Raw genomic sequence first — 20995 nt, 5'->3', positions numbered from 1 at the left:
TTCCCGCGCCCATGCTATACTCGCGGCGAAGGCAGGGTGCGCCGTGCGCACCGGCGTCTCCGGATCGCAGGCTGGCATGCGTGTCGCTTTTTTGAATTCGATGTTCGGGAAGGACTTCACGAAGTCCGCGCGATGGTTCGCGCGGTCGCGGGGGCGTGTCCAGCGCCATCCCGATTACCTCTGCACCGCCGCGGCGGTCCTCGAACAAGCCGGGCATGATGTGTTTCTGCTCGATGCACAGGCGAAGAACATGCCCGCCGCCGAAGCGCTGCCCCGGTTGCGGGCCTTCAGGCCGGATATGATTGTGCATCTCGCCTCGACGCCCTCGATTGATTCCGACATCGCGGCGGCGGCCTTGTGCAAGGACGCGACGGGCGCACGCAATGTCTTCGTCGGGTCGCACGTCTCCGCCGAACCGGAAGACACGCTGGCGCGGGGACAAGGCGCCGTGGACGCCGTCGCCGTCGGCGAGTACGACTACACGCTGCGCGACTTGGCCGGCGGTGTCGCATGCGCCGAATGCCCCGGCCTGGCATGGACCGAAGACGGCCATTTTCGAATCAATCCGCGGCGTCCGCTCATCGCGGACCTCGACGCGCTCCCCTTTCCCGCATGGCGCCACATTGACATCGGCGACTATCGCGACGCCGGAAAACTGTTTCCCTTCCTCACGCTGATCAGCGGGCGCGGCTGTTACGGACAGTGCACGTTCTGTCAACTGCCGCAGGTCATGAACGGACGCGGCTATCGCGCGCGAAGCGTCGAAAACGTCGTCGGGGAGATCGCCTACGACAAGCGTTTGTTCCCGCGTTTGCAGGAAATCATGTTCGAGGACGATACGCTGGTCATGCACGCCACGCGCGACCGTCTGGCGCGGCTGTGCGAGGAAATGATCCGGCGCGACTTCCGGCTTTCTTGGAGCGCGAACGCCCGCGTGGACATGGACGACCTGGACATTCTCCGGTTGATGAAACGCTCGGGATGCCGGATGCTCTGCGTCGGATTCGAGTTCGGCGATCAACGGATACTCGACAACGTCAAGAAGGGCACGACCGTCGCCCAGATGTTTTCGTTCGCCGAAAACGCGCGGAAGGCCGGCATACGCATCCACGGCTGTTTCATGTTCGGCGGCCCCGGCGAAACGCCCGATACCGCCCGAAAAACCATCGAACTCGCGCTGCGGCTGCCCATTGATACCGCGCAATTCAGCGGCATGGTCGCGTATCCCGGCACGGCGTTCCACGCATGGGCCAAGGAAAACGGCTGCCTCATTCCCGAACGCTGGCGCGACTGGGTGGACGCCGATTTCGAACAATGCGCCACCGTCCGCTGTCCCGACCTCTCCATCAATCAAATCAACGCGTTCATTGATGAAGGCCTTCGCCGCTTCTACCTCCGCCCCTCCCAGATGGCGCGTATGCTGGGCAACATCCGCACCTTCGCGGACGTGAAGGCCAAACTCCACGGGGTCAGGAGTTTTCTGGGCTATTTCAGTGAACGGTAGACTACGGTTTATCCCCGTCGGATTCCGCGTGTTTTCGAATCAGATCGCCCAGTTTGCGTAGGGTGGCGACATCAATGGCGCGCAATCGGCCGGCGTAGTCCGGACCCACGTCAATGGAAAAAATGTTGCCGTGCCTGACCGCGCCGAGATAGTCCTCGAACAATTTTTCGGCCGGGTGGCACAACGCGTCGTGCTTGGGCAGCGAATAGAACCAGTCGGCGCCGCCCTCATGCGGCGGCAGTATCGGATAGGTGAATTCGGCGACGAGGTATCCCTTGTAGGTTTCTTCCGCCTGCTTATTGTACGCGGACGCGCTCGCGTCGCCGATGGGCCCCGGGGCGCCCCGTTCGCGCAGGCAAAGATCGCCCGCCGGTTCGCCATGATTGAATCCGACGAAACAGTCCGGCTGGAAACGATGCACCCATTCGGCGGTCTCCCGATGGCCAAGGCCGCCATCGCCTTGCGCATGATCCATCCAGAAAAACGCGATGGGGCCGTATTGCGTGATCAACTCGCGAAGTTGCTCTTTTTTCGCTTCGGGATTGTTGCTTGACGCCCAGACGGGATTCCCCCAGTTGGGACTGCCCGGCAGCAGGCCGTCCCGGGGCAAGGGATCCTTGATCCACGTCCAATCCCCTTCCGAGAAATACAGCGCCAGTTTCAGTCCATATTTGTCGCACGATTTGCGCAACTTCGCGAGGACATCCGTATGGAGCGGGCTGTTCGTAACCTTGAACTCTGTCGTCTTCGTGTCCCACAGGCAGAACCCGTCGTGATGTTTTGTCAGGAAAAGGATATAGCCCATCCCCGCGTCTCGCGCCGTCCGGCACCACTGATCCGTGTCGCACCCCGTCGCCTTGAAGAAATCGGGACTGGTCACCCCCCGCGTCCATTCATGCCCCGAAAACGTGCTCAGCGACCAACAAATGAACATCCCGCACCGCAGGCTGGAGAGATTTTGCGCGCGGGCCGCGTTGTCCAGAGGATCCCGCGGTTCCCCCGCCGCCACGATGCATATCATCATGCAAAGAATCGTGCTCATGAGAAAAAACCTCCTTACTTCCAAGATTATGTTGCAAACCGCATGGAGAATGGCAAAGGCATAACAAAATTATACTATACATTAATATTAATATGTTTGTATATTATTATGTAGTAATCATACTATGGCATTCAAGAATAAGTCTGGCGGCTTTCATACCCGTACAAGGTCCCGGGAAACGCGCGGAGCGAGTTCGCCCGAAAGCGAACGGGTCGAAACAATATTCACCCGGCGCTTGAAGATGCCTTCGAGAAAATCCCCCAAGCCCACAAGATCGTACAGGGAAGCCCCTTCCCTGAAACGCACGAGAACGTCAAGATCGCTGTCGTCTCGCGCATCGCTGCGCGCCCGCGAACCAAAGAAACCTTCAATGTCCGCGCGGAATTCGCGCCCGATTCGGGGATTGATGCCGTGCAACGTCCCGCGAATCTCTTCTCTGGTCATGATCCTCTCAGGCGCCATGCTTGTTTGCCGCCTGCAAGAGTAATTCTAGGGCTGGCGATCCGTGCTGTCAACCGGTTGGCCCGTCAACAGGCGGCCAAGGCCTGCTCCAAGTCCTCGATGAGATCTTCGACATGTTCGATTCCGACGCTGATCCGGATCATGTCTTCAGTAATGCCGGCGGCGGCGCGGGCTTCGGGCGGCATCGAGATGTGCGTCATCGTCCCCGGATGCTCGATGAGCGATTCGACGCCGCCGAGCGATTCCGCGAGAATGAACAGTTTGACGTTGGCCAGCAGGCGCAACGCCGCCTCTTCACCGCCCTTCACGCAAAACGAGAATGTTCCGCCGAAGCCCGTCATCTGCCGCAGGGCCAGTTCATGCTGCGGATGGCTTTCGAGGCCGGGATGATTCACGCGGCGGATTTTCGGGTGCGCTTCGAGCCAGCGCGCAATGGCCAGCGCGTTCCGGTTGTGCGCTTCCATCCGCAACGGCAGCGTCTTGAGGCCGCGCAACACCAGGAAACAATCGAACGGCGACTCGGCGGTGCCGAGCATGTTTTGCAGGAAACCGATGCGTTCCGCAAGCGCCGGATTGCCCGTAATCAGCGCCCCGCCGACCACGTCCGAATGCCCGTTGATGTATTTCGTGGTCGAGTGCAGCACAATGTCCATGCCCAGTTCGAGCGGACGCTGAAAGTAGGGCGACAGGAAGGTGTTGTCGCAAATCGTTGTCACGCCCGCCGCCTTGCAGAGGTCCGTAATCGCGCGCAAATCGAGCAGGTTCATCACCGGATTCGTCGGCGTTTCGGTCCACACCAGCCGCGTATTCGGACGCAGCGCATCGCGCAACACATCGAGATCGCGCATGTCCACGAAATCCACCGCGATGCCCTGCGCCGCCGTCCACTGCGTTACGATGCGATAGGTTCCGCCGTACAGGTCGTTGTGGACCAGCAAATGATCGCCGGATTGCAGCAGCGACAGCGCCGTCGCCTCGGCGGCCATGCCCGTCGCGAAAACAAACCCGCGCACGCCGCCTTCAAGCGCAGCCAGACAGTCCTCGAGTGCCTTCCTCGTCGGATTGCCGGAACGCGTGTAGTCGAACGGACCCGGTTCGCCCACGCCTTTGAACGCAAACGTGGACACCTGGTAAATCGGCGGCATCACCGCGCCATACGCCGGGTCCGGCGCCTGGCCCGCATGCACAACGGCTGTTTCGAAACGCATGATTTTCTCCTATTGCCGTTTGTCCGCGGGAAGACTTCTTTTCCCGTGAAAAAGAGGTTCTCCGCATACCCATACCTTAATCCATCAACGCGAGGATCTTTTCGAGGCCGGTCTTGGCGACCACAAGCGGATCCTGTTTCCAATGTTCGCGGTTGAACATTTCGAGCGACAGCGGGCCCCGGTAGTCAATCCGGCGCAGCAAGCCGAGCGCATGTTTGAGCGGCAGAACGCCGTCGCCCGGATAGATCCGGTGCGCGTCGCCCAACTGGTCCACGGGCGGATCGGCCGGCACGTCGTTCCAGTGAAACACCGCGATGAAATTGCCGTTGAGATGCGCGAGACCGTCGAAACCCGATCCGCCGCGATACAGGTGGAACGTGTCCGCCACGAGGCACGCGTCCGGATCGTTCGCGTCGAGCGCGATGGCCGATCCTTGGCCAAGCCGGTGCACGCCCTTGAGGAATCCGACGAATTCGCAGGCAACGATGATATTGAATTCGTCGCGCCCAATTTTAAGGAGATCCCGATAGCGCTGCGCGCCGATCTTGAGATCGAAATCCGCGCGATCCGGCGCCGGAATGGCCGCCACGTGCTGCGAACCGACGGCTGACGACATGCGCATGCGCCGGCGCGTCGCTTCAAGCGACTTCTCCCACGCCTCCTGTTCCATCGGCATCGAATCCCACAGGCCGATCACGTTCGGCACGAACAGGCCCTTGTCGCGAATCTCCGCGCCCAATGCCTTGAGGTCGCCGCCTTCACTCTCGAACTCTTCAAGTTCGTTCACCCATAACTCGATGCCGTCGTATCCCGCTTCCGCCGCGACGCGGATCTTGTCCGTGAGCGGTGCGGGACGGATCGTGCTCGCGTTCAGCACGATAGGCCACGGGCTTTTCCCGGCCTGATAGGTCTTCTTTTCCGTTTGCGCCACGGCCGATGCCGCCGTGACAGCCAGCCCCGCGCCCAGTCCCGTCTGTAAAAAACGCCTGCGATCCATATCCAATGTCCTTTCCCGTCCAATCCGTTTGCATGGGACGTTACTGTACCGGAATCCCGGCGGAATTGCCACTGAACGACTGGACCGGCCCCGAAAAAATCCGCAAAAAGGCCTTGACTTTTTCGGCATAATAGTGGACAATTATATCCAGAATAAAGTGGACATTCAAATCCACCTTCAGTGCAAAGAGGCAGGCGCCCGGGCAGTTCAACGTCGTTCAATTTCAGGCAAGGAGACGTGTCATGAAACGTACAGGCTGGTTCATCGCAGTTTTCGTATTCGCTTTTTCATTTTCGGCCCCGTATGCGGCGCCGCCCGCCCACGCGGAAACGTGCGATGCACGGGACAACGGCGACGGAACGGCGGCCCTTCCCGCGGATTGCCCGTATGTCAACGAAGAAGGAACCATGGACATCGTTGACGGGCTTGCCCCCGGAGATCGGCTGCAATCCTCGGTGCGCATATCCAGTTTCTTCGACATTTTCACGGAACTGGGCGGCAGTCTGGGCGGCGAACGCGAAACGTTCAGCGCGTCGTTGTCGCTCGACATGAAGGGAACCGGCTCGCTGGGTTCGTATGCGCGCACATTCGTGCTGCCGCATGTTTTCGAGGTGCACCTTGCGCCGCGCACGGCCTGCGATCCGGTCCAGACCTTCGATACGGACATGTTCCGGCTTCAGGGCCAGATTACCGGCGACCCGGACTTCGACCTGTTGCGGATCACCGCGGGAACCGATTTCGGCCTGCCCAGCCCAGGCCACACCACGATCAGCCGCACAGAGTCGGGCCGTTGGGCCGTGGACAGTTTCTTCGATATTACCTATCGCATAGATTTCGTCGGCGCGCCCGGCGGCCCGCTGGCCGGCCATTCCGGTTCGACCACGGGTACCATCCGCATCCGGCAAGGCAGCCCAATCTATGTTGGCGAAACGTGCGCCACGTTTACCGGCGCCAGCGGAGTGGCTAGTTTGCCCGCAAATTGCCCGTTATTGGCGGACAACGACACGATGGACATCACGGAGGGTCTGCCGAACGGCGCCCAATTGAAATCCGTGCCAACGATAGGGAGTTTCTTCGACATTTTCACGGAACTGGGCGGCAGCCTGGGCGGAGAACGCGAGACGTTCAGCGCCTCGCTGACTCTGCAAATGCAAGGAACAAGCGACTTGGACTCATTCAAGCGCGTCCTCGTGTTGCCGCACGTGCTTGAAATCCACACGTCGCCGCGCACGCCGGGAGTTTCAAAAGAAGAACTCGCGACCGATCTATTCAGCCTGCAAGGCCAAATAACGGGCGACCCGGATTTCGACCTGCTGCGCGTTACCGCCGGCACGGGATTCGGCATGCCCAGCCCCGGCCACACGACACTGACCAGGCAGCCATCCGGGACCTGGACGGTGGACAGTTTCTTCGACATCACCTACCGGATAGATTTCGTGGGCGCGCCCGGCGGCCGACTCGCGGGCATGTCCGGTTCGACAACGGGAACCATTCGACTGCATCAAGGCGCCCCGGACCCGGTTTTTCCGCCGGTATGCGTGCAGGCGGACAACGGCACGGGGATGGCCGATTTTCCGGCGTCGTGTCCGTTTACCTCGCCCAGCGGCACGATGGACATCACCGATGGACTGCCGCCGGACTCCAGGCTTTCGGGCGCCGCGAGTTTGCAGGATCTTGTCGTGATCTCGCGGAATCCGGGCGGCTCCCTGGGTGGCGAGAGCGCGGTCTGCACCGAGATGCTGCAACTCGATCTCGTGGGATCGGGCGCGCTTGCCGGTTTCAGCCGCACGTTGCAGATGCAGATTACCTCGCAGATTGACAGCCCGCCACGCACTCCGTCGGGTCCTTTCACCTTCGATACCACCATGTTCCTGTTCCAAGGCCAGTTGCCTCCCGGCGATCCGGACTTCGACCTGCTGCGCGTTACCGCCGGCACCGGTTTCGGATTGCCCAGCCCCGGCCATACCACGTTGACGCGCCAAGCCGATGGCAGTTGGGCCGTGGACAGCTTCTTCGATATCACCTATCGAATTGACTTTGTCGGCGCGCCCGGCGGACCTCTTGCCGGCATGTCCGGTTCGACGACCGCCACCATCCGCATGCAGCAAGGCGGCGGCGCGTGCGTCACGCCGGTCCCCGCGCAACACCAGACAAGCGGCGAGCCGTGCGATGTTGCCGACAATGGAAATGGAACGGGAGCGTTGCCCGCGACCTGCCCCTACCTCGGCGAAAATGGAACCATGGACATCGTTGACGGGCTTGCCCCTGGAGATCAACTGCAATCCTCGGTGCGCATATCCAGTTTCTTCGACATTTTCACGGAGCTGGGCGGCAGTCTGGGCGGCGAACGCGAAACGTTCAGCGCGTCGTTGTCGCTCGACATGAAGGGAACCGGCTCGCTGGGTTCGTATGCGCGCACATTCGTGCTGCCGCATGTTTTCGAGGTGCACCTTGCGCCGCGCACGGCCTGCGATCCGGTCCAGACCTTCGATACGGACATGTTCCGGCTTCAGGGCCAGATTACCGGCGACCCGGACTTCGACCTGTTGCGGATCACCGCGGGAACCGATTTCGGCCTGCCCAGCCCAGGCCACACCACGATCAGCCGCACAGAGTCGGGCCGTTGGGCCGTGGACAGTTTCTTCGATATTACCTATCGCATAGATTTCGTCGGCGCGCCCGGCGGCCCGCTGGCCGGCCATTCCGGTTCGACCACAGGTACCATCCGCATCCGGCAGGGCGTTCCTATCTATGTCGGCGACACATGCACTGCGTCAACAGGCGCCACCGGAACCGCTAGCCTTCCGGCGGATTGTCCCTACACGCCCGAAAACGGCGCGACCATGAATATCACGGAAGGTTTGCCGGATGGCACGGAATTGTGTTCCTCGGCACGGCTGGACAGTTTCTTCGATATCTTCACCGAACTCGGCGGCAGCCTGGACGGAGAACGTGAAATCTTCAGAGCCTCGCTTCGGCTCGATATGACCGGTACCGGATCCCTTGCCACGTTCTCGCGGACGCTGGTTCTCCCGCACATCCTCGAGGTCCACACGTCGCCGCGCACGCCAGGCGTTTCAAACGAAGAACTCACGACCGATCTCTTCCGGCTGCAGGGCCAGATTACGGGCGATCCGGATTTCGACCTGCTGCGCGTTACCGCCGGCACGGGATTCGGCATGCCCAGCCCCGGCCACACGACACTGACCAGGCAGCCATCCGGGACCTGGACGGTGGACAGTTTCTTCGACATCACTTACCGGATAGATTTCGTGGGCGCGCCGGACGGTCTGCTTGCGGGCAAATCCGGCTCGACAACCGCCACAATCCGCATGCACCAAGGCACGCCCGCGCCCGTTTCGCCCCCCGCATGCGCCACGCCCGACGATCTCAACGGTTCGGGAACGCTCCCGGCGACCTGTCCCGCCTATGGCGTAGGCGGCTCGATGAAGATCGAGGATGGGCTGCCCGATGGAACCCAATTGAACGCCCAAGCCACCATGGACAGTTTCTTCGATATTTTCACAGAACTCGGCGGTAGCATGGGCGGCGAACGGGAAACGTTCAGCGCGTCCCTGCAACTCGACTGGAGCGGCACGGGAACCCTGGAAACCTACAAGCGCACGATTGTGATTCCGCATGTCTTCGAGGTCCACACAGGGCCGAGAACCCCCGGCAATCCCGTCCAGTCCTTCGACACCACGATGTTTGCCATGCAGGGACAACTTCCGCCCGGCGATCCGGACTTCGATCTGTTGCGCGTGACGGCCGGCAACAATTTCGGCCTGCCCAGCCCCGGCCACACCACGCTGACCCGTCTGCCGGATGGCAACTGGGCGGTAGACAGCTTTTTCGATATCGAGTATCGCATTGACTTCGTCGGCGCGCCCGGCGGTCCCCTCGCCGGTATGTCCGGTTCGACGACCGCGACCATCCGAATCCAGCAAGGCGGAGGTGTTTGTGTGACTGAACCAGTTGGCGAAGGCGAGGGTGAAGGCGAGGGTGAAGGTGAAGGCGAGGGCGAGGGCGAGGGCGAGGAAATAACGTTCCTCTTCCCGCTCAACGAAGGCCAGGAAGTCCCGCCGAGCGGTTCCCGCGCAACCGGATGCGGCACGGCGGTGCTCAGCGCGGATCGGACGACCCTCACGATTGATATTCTGCACGGGGTATCCTCACCCAGTTCGGCGCATATCCACCGGGCCGCCGTCGGCGTTGCCGGACCGGTCGTCTTTGGCTTTACGAACGCGGCCCATCCTATCCATCAAGTATTCACCCTGACCGCGCCGGATGTGGCCGATCTGTTGGCGGGAAATCTTTATGCCAACATTCACGACACCGCCCATCCCGGAGGCGCAATCCGCGGCCAGATTCTTTCCTCTTCGCCCCAATGCGATGTGCGCACCGACACATTGCCCGCCGGTTGTTCGCCGGGCGGTGTGCACATGGTCGGCGACAACCTTTGCCTTTGCGTGCCAGGCGAAACAGGGCATTCGTTCCAATGGTATTTCAACGAATCGCCGTTGTTGAACGAGACATATCGGCAGTTGTGCCTGGCCAACGTGAAGATATCCGATTCCGGCACGTATCGCTGCGTGTATGACGATGGTTCCAAGGCGCCGGCGGAATACGTCGTGGAATTGATTGTGGAACCCGCCTCATTGCCTGTCGCGGGCATGTTCAGCATCGTTTTCTGGGCCATCGCGTTTGCTTGCATGGCGGCATTTGCTTTTTGGAGGCACAGGAGGCCATCCTGCCGGCGGTAATTCGTCGCCATTTGGAATTACAGCCTCTTACAGAACCGGTGGACAAAGGACACGGAGCAGGAGAGACAGCCTGTCTTCCGTTCCTTTGTCCAGGCGGTACAGTAGTACCTGTTTTTCACAAAACCGGCCAAGGTGGCTAAAACATGAAAGGAAGGGTGGCATGCAGCAGGCTCAAGAAGAGGGCGCCACGGCCAACACGAATAAAATTTGGCCGCGGAAAGGGTTCTTGATCGGATTGGGCATCTTGTTCGCCGCATTGGCGATCGTGTGGTTCGTGCTGGACCGCACAACCGGCAAGGCGCTCAACGCGGAACTGGAGCGATTGAAGGCTTCGGGAGCCGTCACAAGCCGCGAAGCGCTTTTTGCCCTGGCCGACCGCGATTCCAGGGGTCGTCGTCCGGTGGTGGATTTCATCATGTCGCTCGATCCGGACGATTTTTACCAGCTGCCGGAAGACAAATCGCTTCCGATGATCTTTGGCCAACACTGCGCCACGGCAATTGCGGACGTGCAGGCCCGATGGTCGCCGGAAGTCGAAGCGAAAGTGCGCGAGGCGCTTGAGAAGAATCGCGACCTGCTCGCCAAGATCGTTGAAATTAGCCGGCTGCCTTCGGACAGCCCGGGCGCCGCGCTGGATGCCGCGGCGCCGCAACCCGTCCCAATTGCCGCCATCAAGCTGCCCAATCTGCTAGCGCAGCGCGGCGCGGCTAATTTGCTTTCGCTCGAGGCCCTTCGGCTCCTGAAGGATGGCAAACCGGACGAGGCGCTGGACATGGCCGGCCGCATACTGGACGGCGCCAACCACTTGGCGGGTATGTGGCCTAATCTCATCAACCAAATGATTACCGTTGCCATCAGGAATATCGGAACGAATCTGGCCGTGTCTCTGGCCAACGAGGCGGATTTCTCCGACGCCGCCCTTGCGGCTTTCGCCCAAGTCCTCGATCGGTCGGTCAGACCCGGCGAACTGGCGCGCGCTTACGAGTCCGAACGACTTTTCCTGATTGACGGATTCCAAGATCTCCGCGGCAATTTAGCACAACAGACAAGCACAGCGACGCGCCTTGCACTCGGATTGTACGGGAGTCCCGCTTTACGATTCTGGCGCAATATGGACGAACTCCGGGGACTCGAACTTCAAACCCGCATCATAGCGGCGTGCCAGCGGCCCTATTACGAGGCAAAGCCCATGTTCACGCAAATTTGGCAGGAAAATTCTGAACTGGATTGGCGCACGCCTTTGACCGCTTATATCATGCCCAATTTGATGCGTTCGAGTGAACATCAGGCAGCAACGGACGCCCACTGCCTCGCGCTTCGTATTGCCTGTGCTCTCCGGCAGTTCAAACACGCGCAAGGGGCCTATCCCGCGAATCCGGAAGCACTGGTTCCCGCCCATCTCGCCGTCGTGCCTTTGGACCCGTTCTCGGGCCGGCCGTTCATCTATCGTACGGAGGGAAACGGCTTCGTCCTCTACAGCGTGGGCGCCAACGGCCAAGACGATCATGGAAATGCAGACAAACAGGCAGACATAGTTTGTCAATTCAAAACCTGATCGGTGAATGCGTCGGGGACGGGTGAACCAGCCCGTCGCCCCGATTGTTCCCGTCAGGCCAGTTCCGTCGCGATCAGGTGTTTCGCCAGCCGTTTGGCAAGACCGATAATCGTCAGAACCGTCGGCCGGTCCAGCGCTTCCGGAAACACGCTGGCATCGCACACGTACAAGCCGGGCGTTTTCGTTTGCAGGTTTTCGTCGAGCATCGTGCCGATGCGGACGGTGCCGCTGGGATGCGTGCCGCGTTGCGGGGTAACGAAAATGGACGACGGTTTCGCGCCGGCGGCTTCGAGAATTCGCTCGCACACGCGCTGCGCGCTCGCCATGCGCGACCGGTCGCGCTCCGTCATAGGCTTGCTGATTTTTCCGTTCGGAAACACGCCCCCCGAAATATCGTCCTTGAGTTTGATCATGATGCCGAGCAGGCGGTTCCATTTCGGCCAGTACAGGGGATAGCGGAGGCCTTTCAGCGCCATAATGAACGGAAACAGCAGCCAGGGGTCGGCAAGCGTGCTGAGCATGTAGCCTTCGTCGGGATTTTCCCACGACCATGTCATCGGCGGCTCCTTGCCGATGCCCGGTTCGTTCCCAAAACCGTACACCATGACCGTGATGTCCATCGTCATGCCGTTGCCAGCTTCCGGAAAACCGGAGGCTTGCAGGATGCGGGGCGATCCGATTCCGCCGGCCGCGAGGATCACCACTTGGCCGCGCGCTTCAAAGGCCCTCCTCCCCCTGCGGCCCGCGACCCCCACGCAACGGCCTTTTTCGACGATTACGCGGTCTACACACGTGCGCGTGGCCAGTTGCGCGCCCATGGCCACAGCCTCGTCCGCATATTCCGCGGCGTTCCATTTCGCGCCGCACCGGCAGCCGAGCATGCACTTGGCGCCGCAGTCGAACGCCCGCGCCCGGGCGGGCTTCATGAATTTCGGCTGCGGTTCCCATGGATAGCCGAGCGATTGAGCGGCCCCGGCGATGCGCGTCGAGGCGGAACCGCGCAATTCGGGCGGTAGGGGCGCGATTTCGAGTTCGGCGATGGTCTCGTTGACTTCCGCGTCCATATCCACGCCGTACTGTTCCTTGAGCCACGGCGGGGGCGGGGCGGCGCATCCGCAGAACATGTTCGTGGCGCCGCCCACCATCAGGGGCCGCACGATGTTCAATCCCTCCTTCGTGAAAAGGAGGCTTGCCCGATCCGAGTAAATCAACGGGCCGAGATAGGTGCCGTAGTAAAAGGCCCCGCGATGATCCGAGCCTCGCTCAAGCAGCAGAACGCGTTTGCCCTGCCGCGCGAGCGCACGGGCCAGCGTTGTTCCGCCCGGACCCGATCCCACCACGATTGCTTCCGTTTCCATCCGGTTCATGGGCGGTCTCCCGATTGTTCAATGGGCGGGGGACGAAACCGCCGTTTTCCGCCGCCTTGGTTGCGCAACGTGCCGATCAGGAAGTTTCGCGCAACGCCGCGATGCCGGCGCAAGGGCTGTTCCCCTATCGCTTCCTGAATCAATTCGAGTATGTGATACACGGGGCTTCCCAGCCGCGCCACGTAACGCGCCACGGACATCATCGCGAGGCAGCCGCTGCAATACACCGCCACGACATCGGCCCGGGCGTCTCGAAGATTGTGCACGCAGGCGCGTTGTCCGCGAATCAGATCGAACTTGCCGTACGCGGCTTCGTGGGAAAACCCGGCACCGATGCCGCAACAAAGACCCGTATCGCCGTGGCGCGGCGCCTCACGCACGGAAAATCCCAGCAACGAAAGCGTCTTGCGCGGCCAGTCCGCATAACCCGGCTCATAAATTTTCGCGTGGCACGAATCCTGGACCGCGACGGTCTGGCCGTTGAACCGCTTCACGATAGGCCATTCGCCCGATTCGAGACCCTCGAACACCCGCTTGAGAAACGGCTCAAAGCGGATGCCCGCGAAATCGGCGCCGAATTGCGGCAGCACGTTCGCAAACATATTCAGCCCCGCCGTGCATTGCAGATAAACCGTTTTCGCGCCAAGGGTCCTGAAGTAGGCCGTACACTTCCGCGCCACCTGTTCGAGAAGGTCCTCCAGACCCATACGAAAGTACATTTCGCCGCAACAGTAGTCGAGCGCGCCGCGAATGGGCAGTCCGGCAAACAACTTCGAGAAGGTCAGGTACGGCGTCGTGATGAGGTTGCAGCCCGGATAGAAAAAGGTCTCGACAGGTTCGAGACTTTTCCACGACTCGACCGCGTCTTTCTCTTCGGCGGTCATCCGCTCCAGGACGTAGGTCCGGAAATTCGGGCGGCTGTGCGGCAGAAAATACCGCGCACGCTCCGGCAGACCGCGCTCGCGGAACCGCCGGCCCCAGATGGCAAGAAACAGGTTGGCCGGACGGCAATCCTGCGGACACAGAACGTCGCAGGCAAAACAACTCGTGCATGATCGCAGCACGGCCTCCGTGGACGGCCGCGCAAGTCCGGCCCCTTGCAGACAGGCTATGAGCGATGCAATCTCCGCTTTCGCTTCCGGCTCCGGCAGGCGCATGACCGGACACTCCGACAAACAGCGCCCGCACCGCGTGCAGCCCTCCGCGTCGAAGGGTCTTCGTTCATATTTGCGGAACTCCGGCATGACGGCATCTTACCTTACCTCCGGCAAAAATGCACACAACGCATTTTCCAAGGAAAACGCCTTTTTTTATTGGCCCGCCAGCCCGGAAGCCGTACTTGGCGCTCCGTTTCAATCTCCACGGCGCAGCGATGCACGCCCGCGTTTCGCCATGCGCGAGGCCGATGCAAGGCACAACAGCATCGCCAGACAGGGAAGAAGGTTATCGGCGTCCAAAGAAGGATTCACCGGCCACGGCATGTCGCTTAGCGTGCCGCCGAAACAACCACCGCCGTTGGCCGGGGGAACCGGGACCGTACTCATGCCGAACACAAGCGTTTTCAACGTGCCGGCCACCGCATCCACATTCCGTGAAACGTTCGCGTATCCCGGAGCCGAGACGGTCACGGTATAATTCCCCGCGCCGAGACATGCCATTGAATATATTCCTCCGCTGTTTTCGGTTACGGGACGGAAGGTTCCCGGCTGCAATTGAACCGAAGCGTTGGAAATGGCCTCTTTCGTATCGAAATTCCATACCATGCAGACAATGCCGGCCGGAATCAGTCCCGCGCCCTTGGCAAGGAATGGCTCAAAAGTGGCCTGACCGGCAATAGCCGCGGCAATTTCAACTGGATTGTCGGTATCCCAGTCGTTGTTTTGCATAAGAACCGTTTGAGATCGTTCATTTACGACGGCATGGCCCGCGATGCTGCCGATACGGAAAGTGTTGAATCCGGCGTTCGGGTCTTGCGCATCGCTCAAATCGCCGCCTGCGGCTTTTGAAATCGCCCTGATGACAATGCCGTCGCCGCCCAGATTCTCGAAAAGTGAACGACGAATCAAGGGAATGCCGCCAAGCGCATCCACGCCTGTGGCAAGCCCTGTAAACAGGCAACGATCGATAAGCGGTCTTTCGGAACCGCCTTCCAACACCTTGATACCCGTGGTGGTACTGCCTGTTTTTCCGGAAAAACGAACGTTCTCAACGGTCATGGCAACGTTGTCGATCAAAAGCAATTCGGCGACGGCCGTTCCTGGCTCACGCACTTCCAGATTTCGGATGCCCGACGAGGACGCACCGGTAATCGCGCCTTCGATAATCGCGCCATCCGGCGCCGTGCCGCACAGCGTGATCCATGGCGCAAGCACAATGTTTTCCGTATAAATCCCCGGAAACAAAAGCACGCTGACCGGTGCGCCAGCCGAGGCGCCAGCCTGACTCAACGCATGCGTTACCGTGCGCAAGGGATTTGTCTCCGAACCATCGCCGGTGGTATCGCTTCCTGTGGGTGAAACAAAGATCCGCGCGTTGGGAGAATCGGCATCCAACGCATCCCAGCCGCGAAGAAATTCCTCCAGGTTGCAGAAACCGTCGCCATCCGCATCCTCGTCGGCGTCGGAAACAAGGGGATCAAAACCGTTGGCCACTTCAAACCCATCGGTCATACCGTCGCCGTCCGTATCCGGATTGTTGGGATCGGTCTGAAGGGCGGCCTCTTGGCTGTCGGTCAATCCATCCAAATCGGAATCATTCCCATTTTCCCCTTCCCCTTCACCTTCCCCTTCCCCTTCACCTTCCCCTTCCCCTTCCCCTTCGCCTTCACCTTCGCCTTCCCCTTCGCCTTCCCCTTCGCCTTCCCCTTCGCCTTCCCCTTCGCCTTCCCCTTCGCCTCCAGGCGTGACGACAAATTTCTGGATGCGCGAATTTCCGGAATCAACCACAACAACACGGCCTTCATTGTCAACAGCGATACCACTGGGTCCGTAAAAGCGGCCAAGGGCATCTCCCTTACTTCCCCACTGATACAAGAACGATCCTGCGGAATCGAACACCTGTACTCGATGCGTCGGATTGTCAACGACATAGACATGCAGGGAATTGTCCACAGCAATTCCCCTTGGATCGTCGAACTGTCCCTCGCCTTGGCCGTATTCGCCCCACACGCTCAGAAACTGGCCGTTGTTGTTGAATTTTTGTACACGGCAGTTGCCGTCGGTAACGTAGACATTGCCGGCATGATCAGTCGCAATACCGTATTGATAGCGAAATTGGCCTGGATTGGTTCCCCAATCTCCCCACGCAAGAAGAAAAGCGCCGTTGGAATCGAATTTCTGCACGCGATCGTTTCGGCTGTCGCAAACGAACACGTTCCCGGAACCGTCAACGGCAACGGCATTGGGCGTGTCGAACTCGCCGTTTTCATACCCCTGAACGCCCCATTTGCCCACAAAATCACCGGAACTGTTGAATTTTTGGATTCGATGATTCTGGGTATCGGCCACATAGACGTTTCCAACGCCGTCAACCGCGATCCCTTCCGGTTCGTAAAAGGCGCCATCGGCATCGCCCTCATAACCCCATATTTCCAAGAGGCTGCCCTGTGCATCGAACTTCTGAATTCGATTGTTGTATGTATCCGCAATATAGATATTGTTCAAATTGTCCACGGCCGTTCCCTTGGGATTTTGAAACATGCCGTCTTGATTGCCGGATGCGCTCCAACTCGCCAGAAATTGGCCCTCTGAATCGAACTTTTGCACGCGGTTGTTCCAAGAATCGGAAATATATATGTTGCCTGCATTGTCCTGAACAGCGCTCCACGGATTCCACAATTGGCCGTTATCGGATCCGGCCACGCCCCACTTGCCTAAAAAAACGCCGGAAACATCAAAACGCTGGATGCGGTCGTTGTTGGTATCCACGACCAGTACTTCATTGGCGGCATTGACCAGAACACAGCGGGGAAAACAGAATTTGCCGTCGATCGCTTGGCTGTAGGATCCCCAACGGGTTAGAAAAACGCCGTTGCCGTCGAACTTTTGAATTCGATGGTTTTCGGTATCGGCAACGTAGATATTGCCCTCTCTGTCAAAGGCGACGCATCCAGGACTCTTGAACTGCCCGTCACTGCTGCCCAATGTTCCCCATTTGGACAGGAAAACACCCTGACTGGAAAATTTCTGCACACGGTTATTTCCACTGTCCGCGACAAAGATGTTTCCCCCTACATCCACTGAAACACCTTGCGGAGTTTTAAATTGTCCATCGCCATCGCCAAATCCACCCCAATGCGCAAGATAAGCGCCATTCGAGTCGAATTTCTGAATGCGGTAATTATAGGTGTCGGCAACATAAATGTTTCCCGAGGCGTCCACCGCAACCGCGGCAGGCGACATGAACTGGCCGGGCTGGCTGCCACGCTCACCCCACCGGCGTATGAATACCCCCTCCGTAGTAAAAACCTGGATGCGATCATTGAACATGTCGGCAACATAGATATTGCCAGCGCTATCACACGCAATACCCTGCGGCCGGGTGAAATACCATGGCTGGGGTAGATCGGGCCGTACCCACTCTATTGAAATATCGAGCGCCGCCGTCTCCGGAGCCAGCCCCGTCATCGCCCACGCCAGAAACAAAACCATCCCTGCAAACATCGCCCTGCTACTGTACTTCATGTCCTTTACTCCTCCCTTTACTTCACAACAACCGACTGCGGAACATCTTTTTCTTTAATAAACGAAATCCACTTCTTCTTGGAGCATTTTGCCCATTATCCGGGCAACAGTGCGGCATCCATCATTCTAAATTCGGCAGAAAAATTGAAGGCTCCCTGCTTATCCCCATGGAAACGGACTTCATGGACGATATGGACACGCAAGGTGTTTTGCCTTCCAGGCAGAATCCCATGGGGTCCACAAAGTCCATTTCGTCTATAATATGAGCGATAGAATCGCTTTCACGAGCCAGTTTCAGGATCGGGAGCGCCCAGCCTCATTGAAAACACACGACAAGAGGCCACCGGCGTTGCCACCGGTGGCCTCAATTTGTACTCGATGCCAGAGATGACTCTAACCCGTTAGCGCCGCTTTCTCCGAACCGTAACCATACCGCCGATCGTCAAAGCGGCCGCAAGCAGTCCGGCGCCCACCAACCCAACGACCGGCACCGGGTTTGTGGCCTGTTCAACCGTAATGATCGCGGGCGAATTCGCGGTGCTTACCGGCGGATCAATTCCCTCGTCGTCTATTTCAACAACATAGGACGAGTAATTGTCGGCCAGCGTCAGCGCCGGCGTCGTGTAACTTGACAAACCGGTGCCGGATGCGACCGTGCCGCCGTTCTTCTTCCATGTATAGGTCAGCGTGCCCACGCCGCCGGACGTGGCGACGGTCATGGTGTGCGTCTCGCCCACCAATTTATGGGCGCCGGCCGGATATTGCGTGATGTTCAGATGGTCGCCGACCTCCAAGGTGGCCGTATTCGATGTCGCGGAGAACGGCGAGTCATCGCTGACGACGCAGAAGTAACCACCGGCATTGGTTTGGTTCACCGACGACAGCACCAACACTTGGGTATTTGATCCGACAGGCTGCGGAGACTTGGCCGCGCTTTCGAACCACCACTGGTAATTGAACGCCGGTGTGCCGCTTTCGCCAAATCCGCCGCTGGGCACGACACGCATGCTGACGGTATTGCCCACATAGACTGCCTGGCTTTGCGGATGGGCCGGATCGAGCGCAATCGCCGCGCCGCGCACATCCAGCATGGCCGGATTCGAATTCACCGAGCCGACCTGGCCGGTCACATGGCACAAATACTCGCCCTCGTCGGACCAATGCGCCAGCGGAACGGTATAGGTATTCGCCGTGGCGCCCGGAATCGTGGCGCTGTCTTTCCGCCACTCATAGAGGAAGTCGCTCCCTATCGGGGTGCCGATGGCCACAACGGTGAAGCTGGCTGACTCGCCCGGATTGACCGTCTTGGAAACCGGATGCAACTGGATGGCCGGATCGCTCACCTGCAATTGCACCACGTTGCTGTAAATCATGTTGGTCCCCGTAACCCGAAGACGATAGTAGCCTTTGTCCGCATCAAGCACGTTACTGAGGGTCAACTGGTTGGTCTGCGCGCCACTGACGTTGCCGCCGTCGACAAGGTCAAACCAGTTCGTGGTTCCGTCGTCCGACTTCTGCCATTGGTACGTCAATACACCGGAGCCGCTGGCCACCGCGGTAAACGAGACCGAGGCGCCGGTCACGGCGCTGGCATTCTCCGGCTGCTGCACAATGCCGGGATCGTTGACCGTCAACGTCGCTTCATTGGAAGGCACGCTGTTCACGACATTGCTGACCAGGCACAGGTAGACGCCCTGATCCGCCCCGGTTGCCGAAGAAACGGTGTAGCTTGCATCCGTCGCGCCGGGAATCGGCACCGTATCCTTGCCCCACTGATACGCCAACGGCGGCGTGCCCGTGGCGGTCACGGTAAAGGTGGCCGAACCCAGGTAGGCGACCGTTTGCGATTCAGGATGGCTGGTTATCACCACCGGATGATTGACCGTCAGCGTGGCCGGATCCGAAAGCGCCGACGTGCCGTACGGTTCACCGGTCGGGGCATCGGTCACAAAGCAACGGAACACAGCCCCGTCATCGGCTTCCTGCGCCGTGAACGAATAGGTCGCATCGGTCGCGCCGGAAATGTTTTCGGCGCCGCGCCGCCACTGGTAATAAAGCGGCGAGCCGGTGGCAACCACGGTAAACGAGGCCAGCGTATCCGGATTGACCGTAATGGAAGCGGGTTGTCCGACGATGCTCACGGCCTGGCTCGCCACAACCACGGAACCCGCCTTGACCGTCGTGGTCCACGCTTCGCCGGGCGCCAAAATGCCGCGTTTCGCGGGCACATCGGCCACATCCGTAATCAGAACTGGATCGTTGTTGCCCACTTTAATGGCCAAATTGGTAAATTCTGTGTCGGAATAGTTAACAACCACGAATTGATCGTAGCCGCTGAACACCGATGGCGGTGTGGAAGTCTGCCGGAAGACGATCGTTTGTATGCCGCTATGCGTCGGAATATTCGCATCCACCTCGGCCTTGTTCCAATAATCGGCTTCACACCAACCATAGGTGGCTGGTCCACCGACCAAGTTGGGCAGCAAGGGATAGGCCGTTCCGATCGTTTCATACGGCGCATTGGTCGGCCGCGTCAGGACCGCATCATGACGCGCCGCGCCCAAAACGGGTAGATCGTTTGTGCCGCCCGCGCCCATGATCGGTTTGTAGGTTGTCCGGGCTGTTGCCGTCATATTGGATACCATTGTGCAGGCGCCCGAATGATTGGCCGCCGTGGAAGCGCCGTTTGCCGCGGCCACGGTCGCGGAATTGGCCACAATGACCGATCCCATCAGCTTGACCATGCCGGGTGTGCCCGCACCGGCCGCACCACCCGCGCCGCCGGCGCCACCCAAACCGCCGCTACCACCATTGCCGCCATTGCCGCCGCTGCCGCTGGCGCCCCCGTTGCCGGCCGTTGCGCCCGCGCCGCTTCCGCCGGCACGACCGGTGTTGTTGGCTGCGCCACCCGTTCCACCGGCGCCGCCGACATTGGCCGGACCCGGGCACACGCCGCCCAAGCCGCCCGTGCCGGGCACCGCTGCGGAAACATTGAGTTGAACCGGATTCGTAAACTTCAAAAGACCTTTGGATGCAAGGATGAATGAACCACCGCCGGACGCGCCCTGCGCACCCGTTCCGCCGCTGCCGCCCGCGCCGCCAATGCCGCCTGATCCGCCGCTACCGCCGCTGGATGCCGCGCCACCCGCGCCGGCCGCCTGCCATGTGGTCATATTGAAAGCACCGTTGCCACCCGCGCCCGATGCCGCCGGTTGTACACCATTGCCCGGCAGCCCGTCATTCGACGCCCCGGGCGAACCGGCTATCGGCGCGCCCACCAAAAGGCCGCTGGAACCCGCGCCGCCGCCGCCGCCGCCCCAGCCGCTTCCGCCACCGCCGCCGCCGCCGCCAGCGCCGCCGCCAGCCCCACCGCCGCCGGACGCATAGGCGAGAATCGCTTCCGCATTGCCGCCGC

11 protein-coding genes are annotated in these 20995 nt (G+C 60.1%); 3 read left to right on the top strand and 8 right to left on the bottom strand.

Translation table 11 applies throughout. The features are described 5' to 3' along the window. The first annotated feature begins 76 nt into the window (after positions 1 to 76). Positions 77 to 1504, top strand: a complete 1428-nt coding sequence (locus P5540_17230) for a radical SAM protein (GenBank protein HRT66563.1) — start codon at positions 77 to 79, stop codon at positions 1502 to 1504. 1 nt (position 1505) lies between these two features. Here the strand turns inward: P5540_17230 and P5540_17225 are convergent, their stop codons facing one another. The 4 genes from P5540_17225 to P5540_17210 all read right to left on the bottom strand — a co-directional run bounded on the left by P5540_17225 (position 1506) and on the right by P5540_17210 (position 5213). Then, positions 1506 to 2546, bottom strand: coding sequence for an alpha-L-fucosidase (locus tag P5540_17225; protein HRT66562.1), 1041 nt, complete (start codon positions 2544 to 2546; stop codon positions 1506 to 1508). Between the two features lie 153 nt (positions 2547 to 2699). Continuing rightward, on the bottom strand, positions 2700 to 2990 hold the full coding sequence (locus P5540_17220) for a nucleotidyltransferase domain-containing protein (protein ID HRT66561.1): 291 nt from the start codon (positions 2988 to 2990) through the stop codon (positions 2700 to 2702). Between the two features lie 83 nt (positions 2991 to 3073). Next, positions 3074 to 4216 carry a PLP-dependent aspartate aminotransferase family protein gene (locus P5540_17215; GenBank protein HRT66560.1) on the bottom strand — a complete coding sequence of 381 codons (1143 nt, stop codon included), beginning with the start codon at positions 4214 to 4216 and terminating at the stop codon, positions 3074 to 3076. A 76-nt stretch (positions 4217 to 4292) separates the two neighbouring features. Continuing rightward, on the bottom strand, positions 4293 to 5213 hold the full coding sequence (locus tag P5540_17210; GenBank protein ID HRT66559.1) for a sugar phosphate isomerase/epimerase: 921 nt from the start codon (positions 5211 to 5213) through the stop codon (positions 4293 to 4295). 242 nt (positions 5214 to 5455) lie between these two features. Here P5540_17210 and P5540_17205 point away from each other — a divergent pair, with 242 nt between their 5' ends. Both P5540_17205 and P5540_17200 read left to right on the top strand, forming a co-directional pair. After that, complete coding sequence (locus P5540_17205) at positions 5456 to 9976, top strand: CHRD domain-containing protein (GenBank protein ID HRT66558.1); 4521 nt, start codon at positions 5456 to 5458, stop codon at positions 9974 to 9976. 160 nt (positions 9977 to 10136) lie between these two features. After that, entirely contained in the window at positions 10137 to 11531 is a 1395-nt protein-coding gene (locus tag P5540_17200; protein ID HRT66557.1) for a hypothetical protein, read from the top strand. A gap of 53 nt (positions 11532 to 11584) precedes the next feature. Here the strand turns inward: P5540_17200 and P5540_17195 are convergent, their stop codons facing one another. The 4 genes from P5540_17195 to P5540_17180 all read right to left on the bottom strand — a co-directional run. Next, positions 11585 to 12898, bottom strand: a complete 1314-nt coding sequence (locus P5540_17195) for a GMC family oxidoreductase N-terminal domain-containing protein (protein HRT66556.1) — start codon at positions 12896 to 12898, stop codon at positions 11585 to 11587. Further along, entirely contained in the window at positions 12895 to 14142 is a 1248-nt protein-coding gene (locus P5540_17190; GenBank protein ID HRT66555.1) for a (Fe-S)-binding protein, read from the bottom strand. The genes P5540_17195 and P5540_17190 overlap by 4 nt, the downstream gene beginning before the upstream one ends. 108 nt (positions 14143 to 14250) lie before the next feature. Further along, positions 14251 to 17580, bottom strand: a complete 3330-nt coding sequence (locus tag P5540_17185; GenBank protein HRT66554.1) for a 6-bladed beta-propeller — start codon at positions 17578 to 17580, stop codon at positions 14251 to 14253. A 401-nt stretch (positions 17581 to 17981) separates the two neighbouring features. Beyond that, positions 17982 to 20995: immunoglobulin domain-containing protein (locus P5540_17180; GenBank protein HRT66553.1), on the bottom strand; the 3014-nt coding region annotated here is incomplete at its 5' end.

The sequence above is a fragment of the Candidatus Hydrogenedentota bacterium genome (genome assembly GCA_035450225.1).
Classification (GTDB): domain Bacteria; phylum Hydrogenedentota; class Hydrogenedentia; order Hydrogenedentales; family SLHB01; genus DSVR01.
The sequence above is the reverse complement of the archived record's forward strand: the minus strand, read 5'-3'. Positions and strand labels throughout refer to the sequence as shown.

What these genes read in the sequence shown, in the direction of transcription:
- P5540_17195 (HRT66556.1), bottom strand. Translation starts at nt 12,898, where the DNA reads ATGAACCGGATGGAAACGGAAGCAATCGTGGTGGGATCGGGTCCGGGC.
- P5540_17190 (HRT66555.1), bottom strand. Translation starts at nt 14,142, where the DNA reads ATGCCGGAGTTCCGCAAATATGAACGAAGACCCTTCGACGCGGAGGGC.
- P5540_17230 (HRT66563.1), top strand. Translation starts at nt 77, where the DNA reads ATGCGTGTCGCTTTTTTGAATTCGATGTTCGGGAAGGACTTCACGAAG.
- P5540_17215 (HRT66560.1), bottom strand. Translation starts at nt 4,216, where the DNA reads ATGCGTTTCGAAACAGCCGTTGTGCATGCGGGCCAGGCGCCGGACCCG.
- P5540_17205 (HRT66558.1), top strand. Translation starts at nt 5,456, where the DNA reads ATGAAACGTACAGGCTGGTTCATCGCAGTTTTCGTATTCGCTTTTTCA.
- P5540_17210 (HRT66559.1), bottom strand. Translation starts at nt 5,213, where the DNA reads ATGGATCGCAGGCGTTTTTTACAGACGGGACTGGGCGCGGGGCTGGCT.
- P5540_17200 (HRT66557.1), top strand. Translation starts at nt 10,137, where the DNA reads ATGCAGCAGGCTCAAGAAGAGGGCGCCACGGCCAACACGAATAAAATT.
- P5540_17225 (HRT66562.1), bottom strand. Translation starts at nt 2,546, where the DNA reads ATGAGCACGATTCTTTGCATGATGATATGCATCGTGGCGGCGGGGGAA.
- P5540_17220 (HRT66561.1), bottom strand. Translation starts at nt 2,990, where the DNA reads ATGACCAGAGAAGAGATTCGCGGGACGTTGCACGGCATCAATCCCCGA.
- P5540_17185 (HRT66554.1), bottom strand. Translation starts at nt 17,580, where the DNA reads ATGAAGTACAGTAGCAGGGCGATGTTTGCAGGGATGGTTTTGTTTCTG.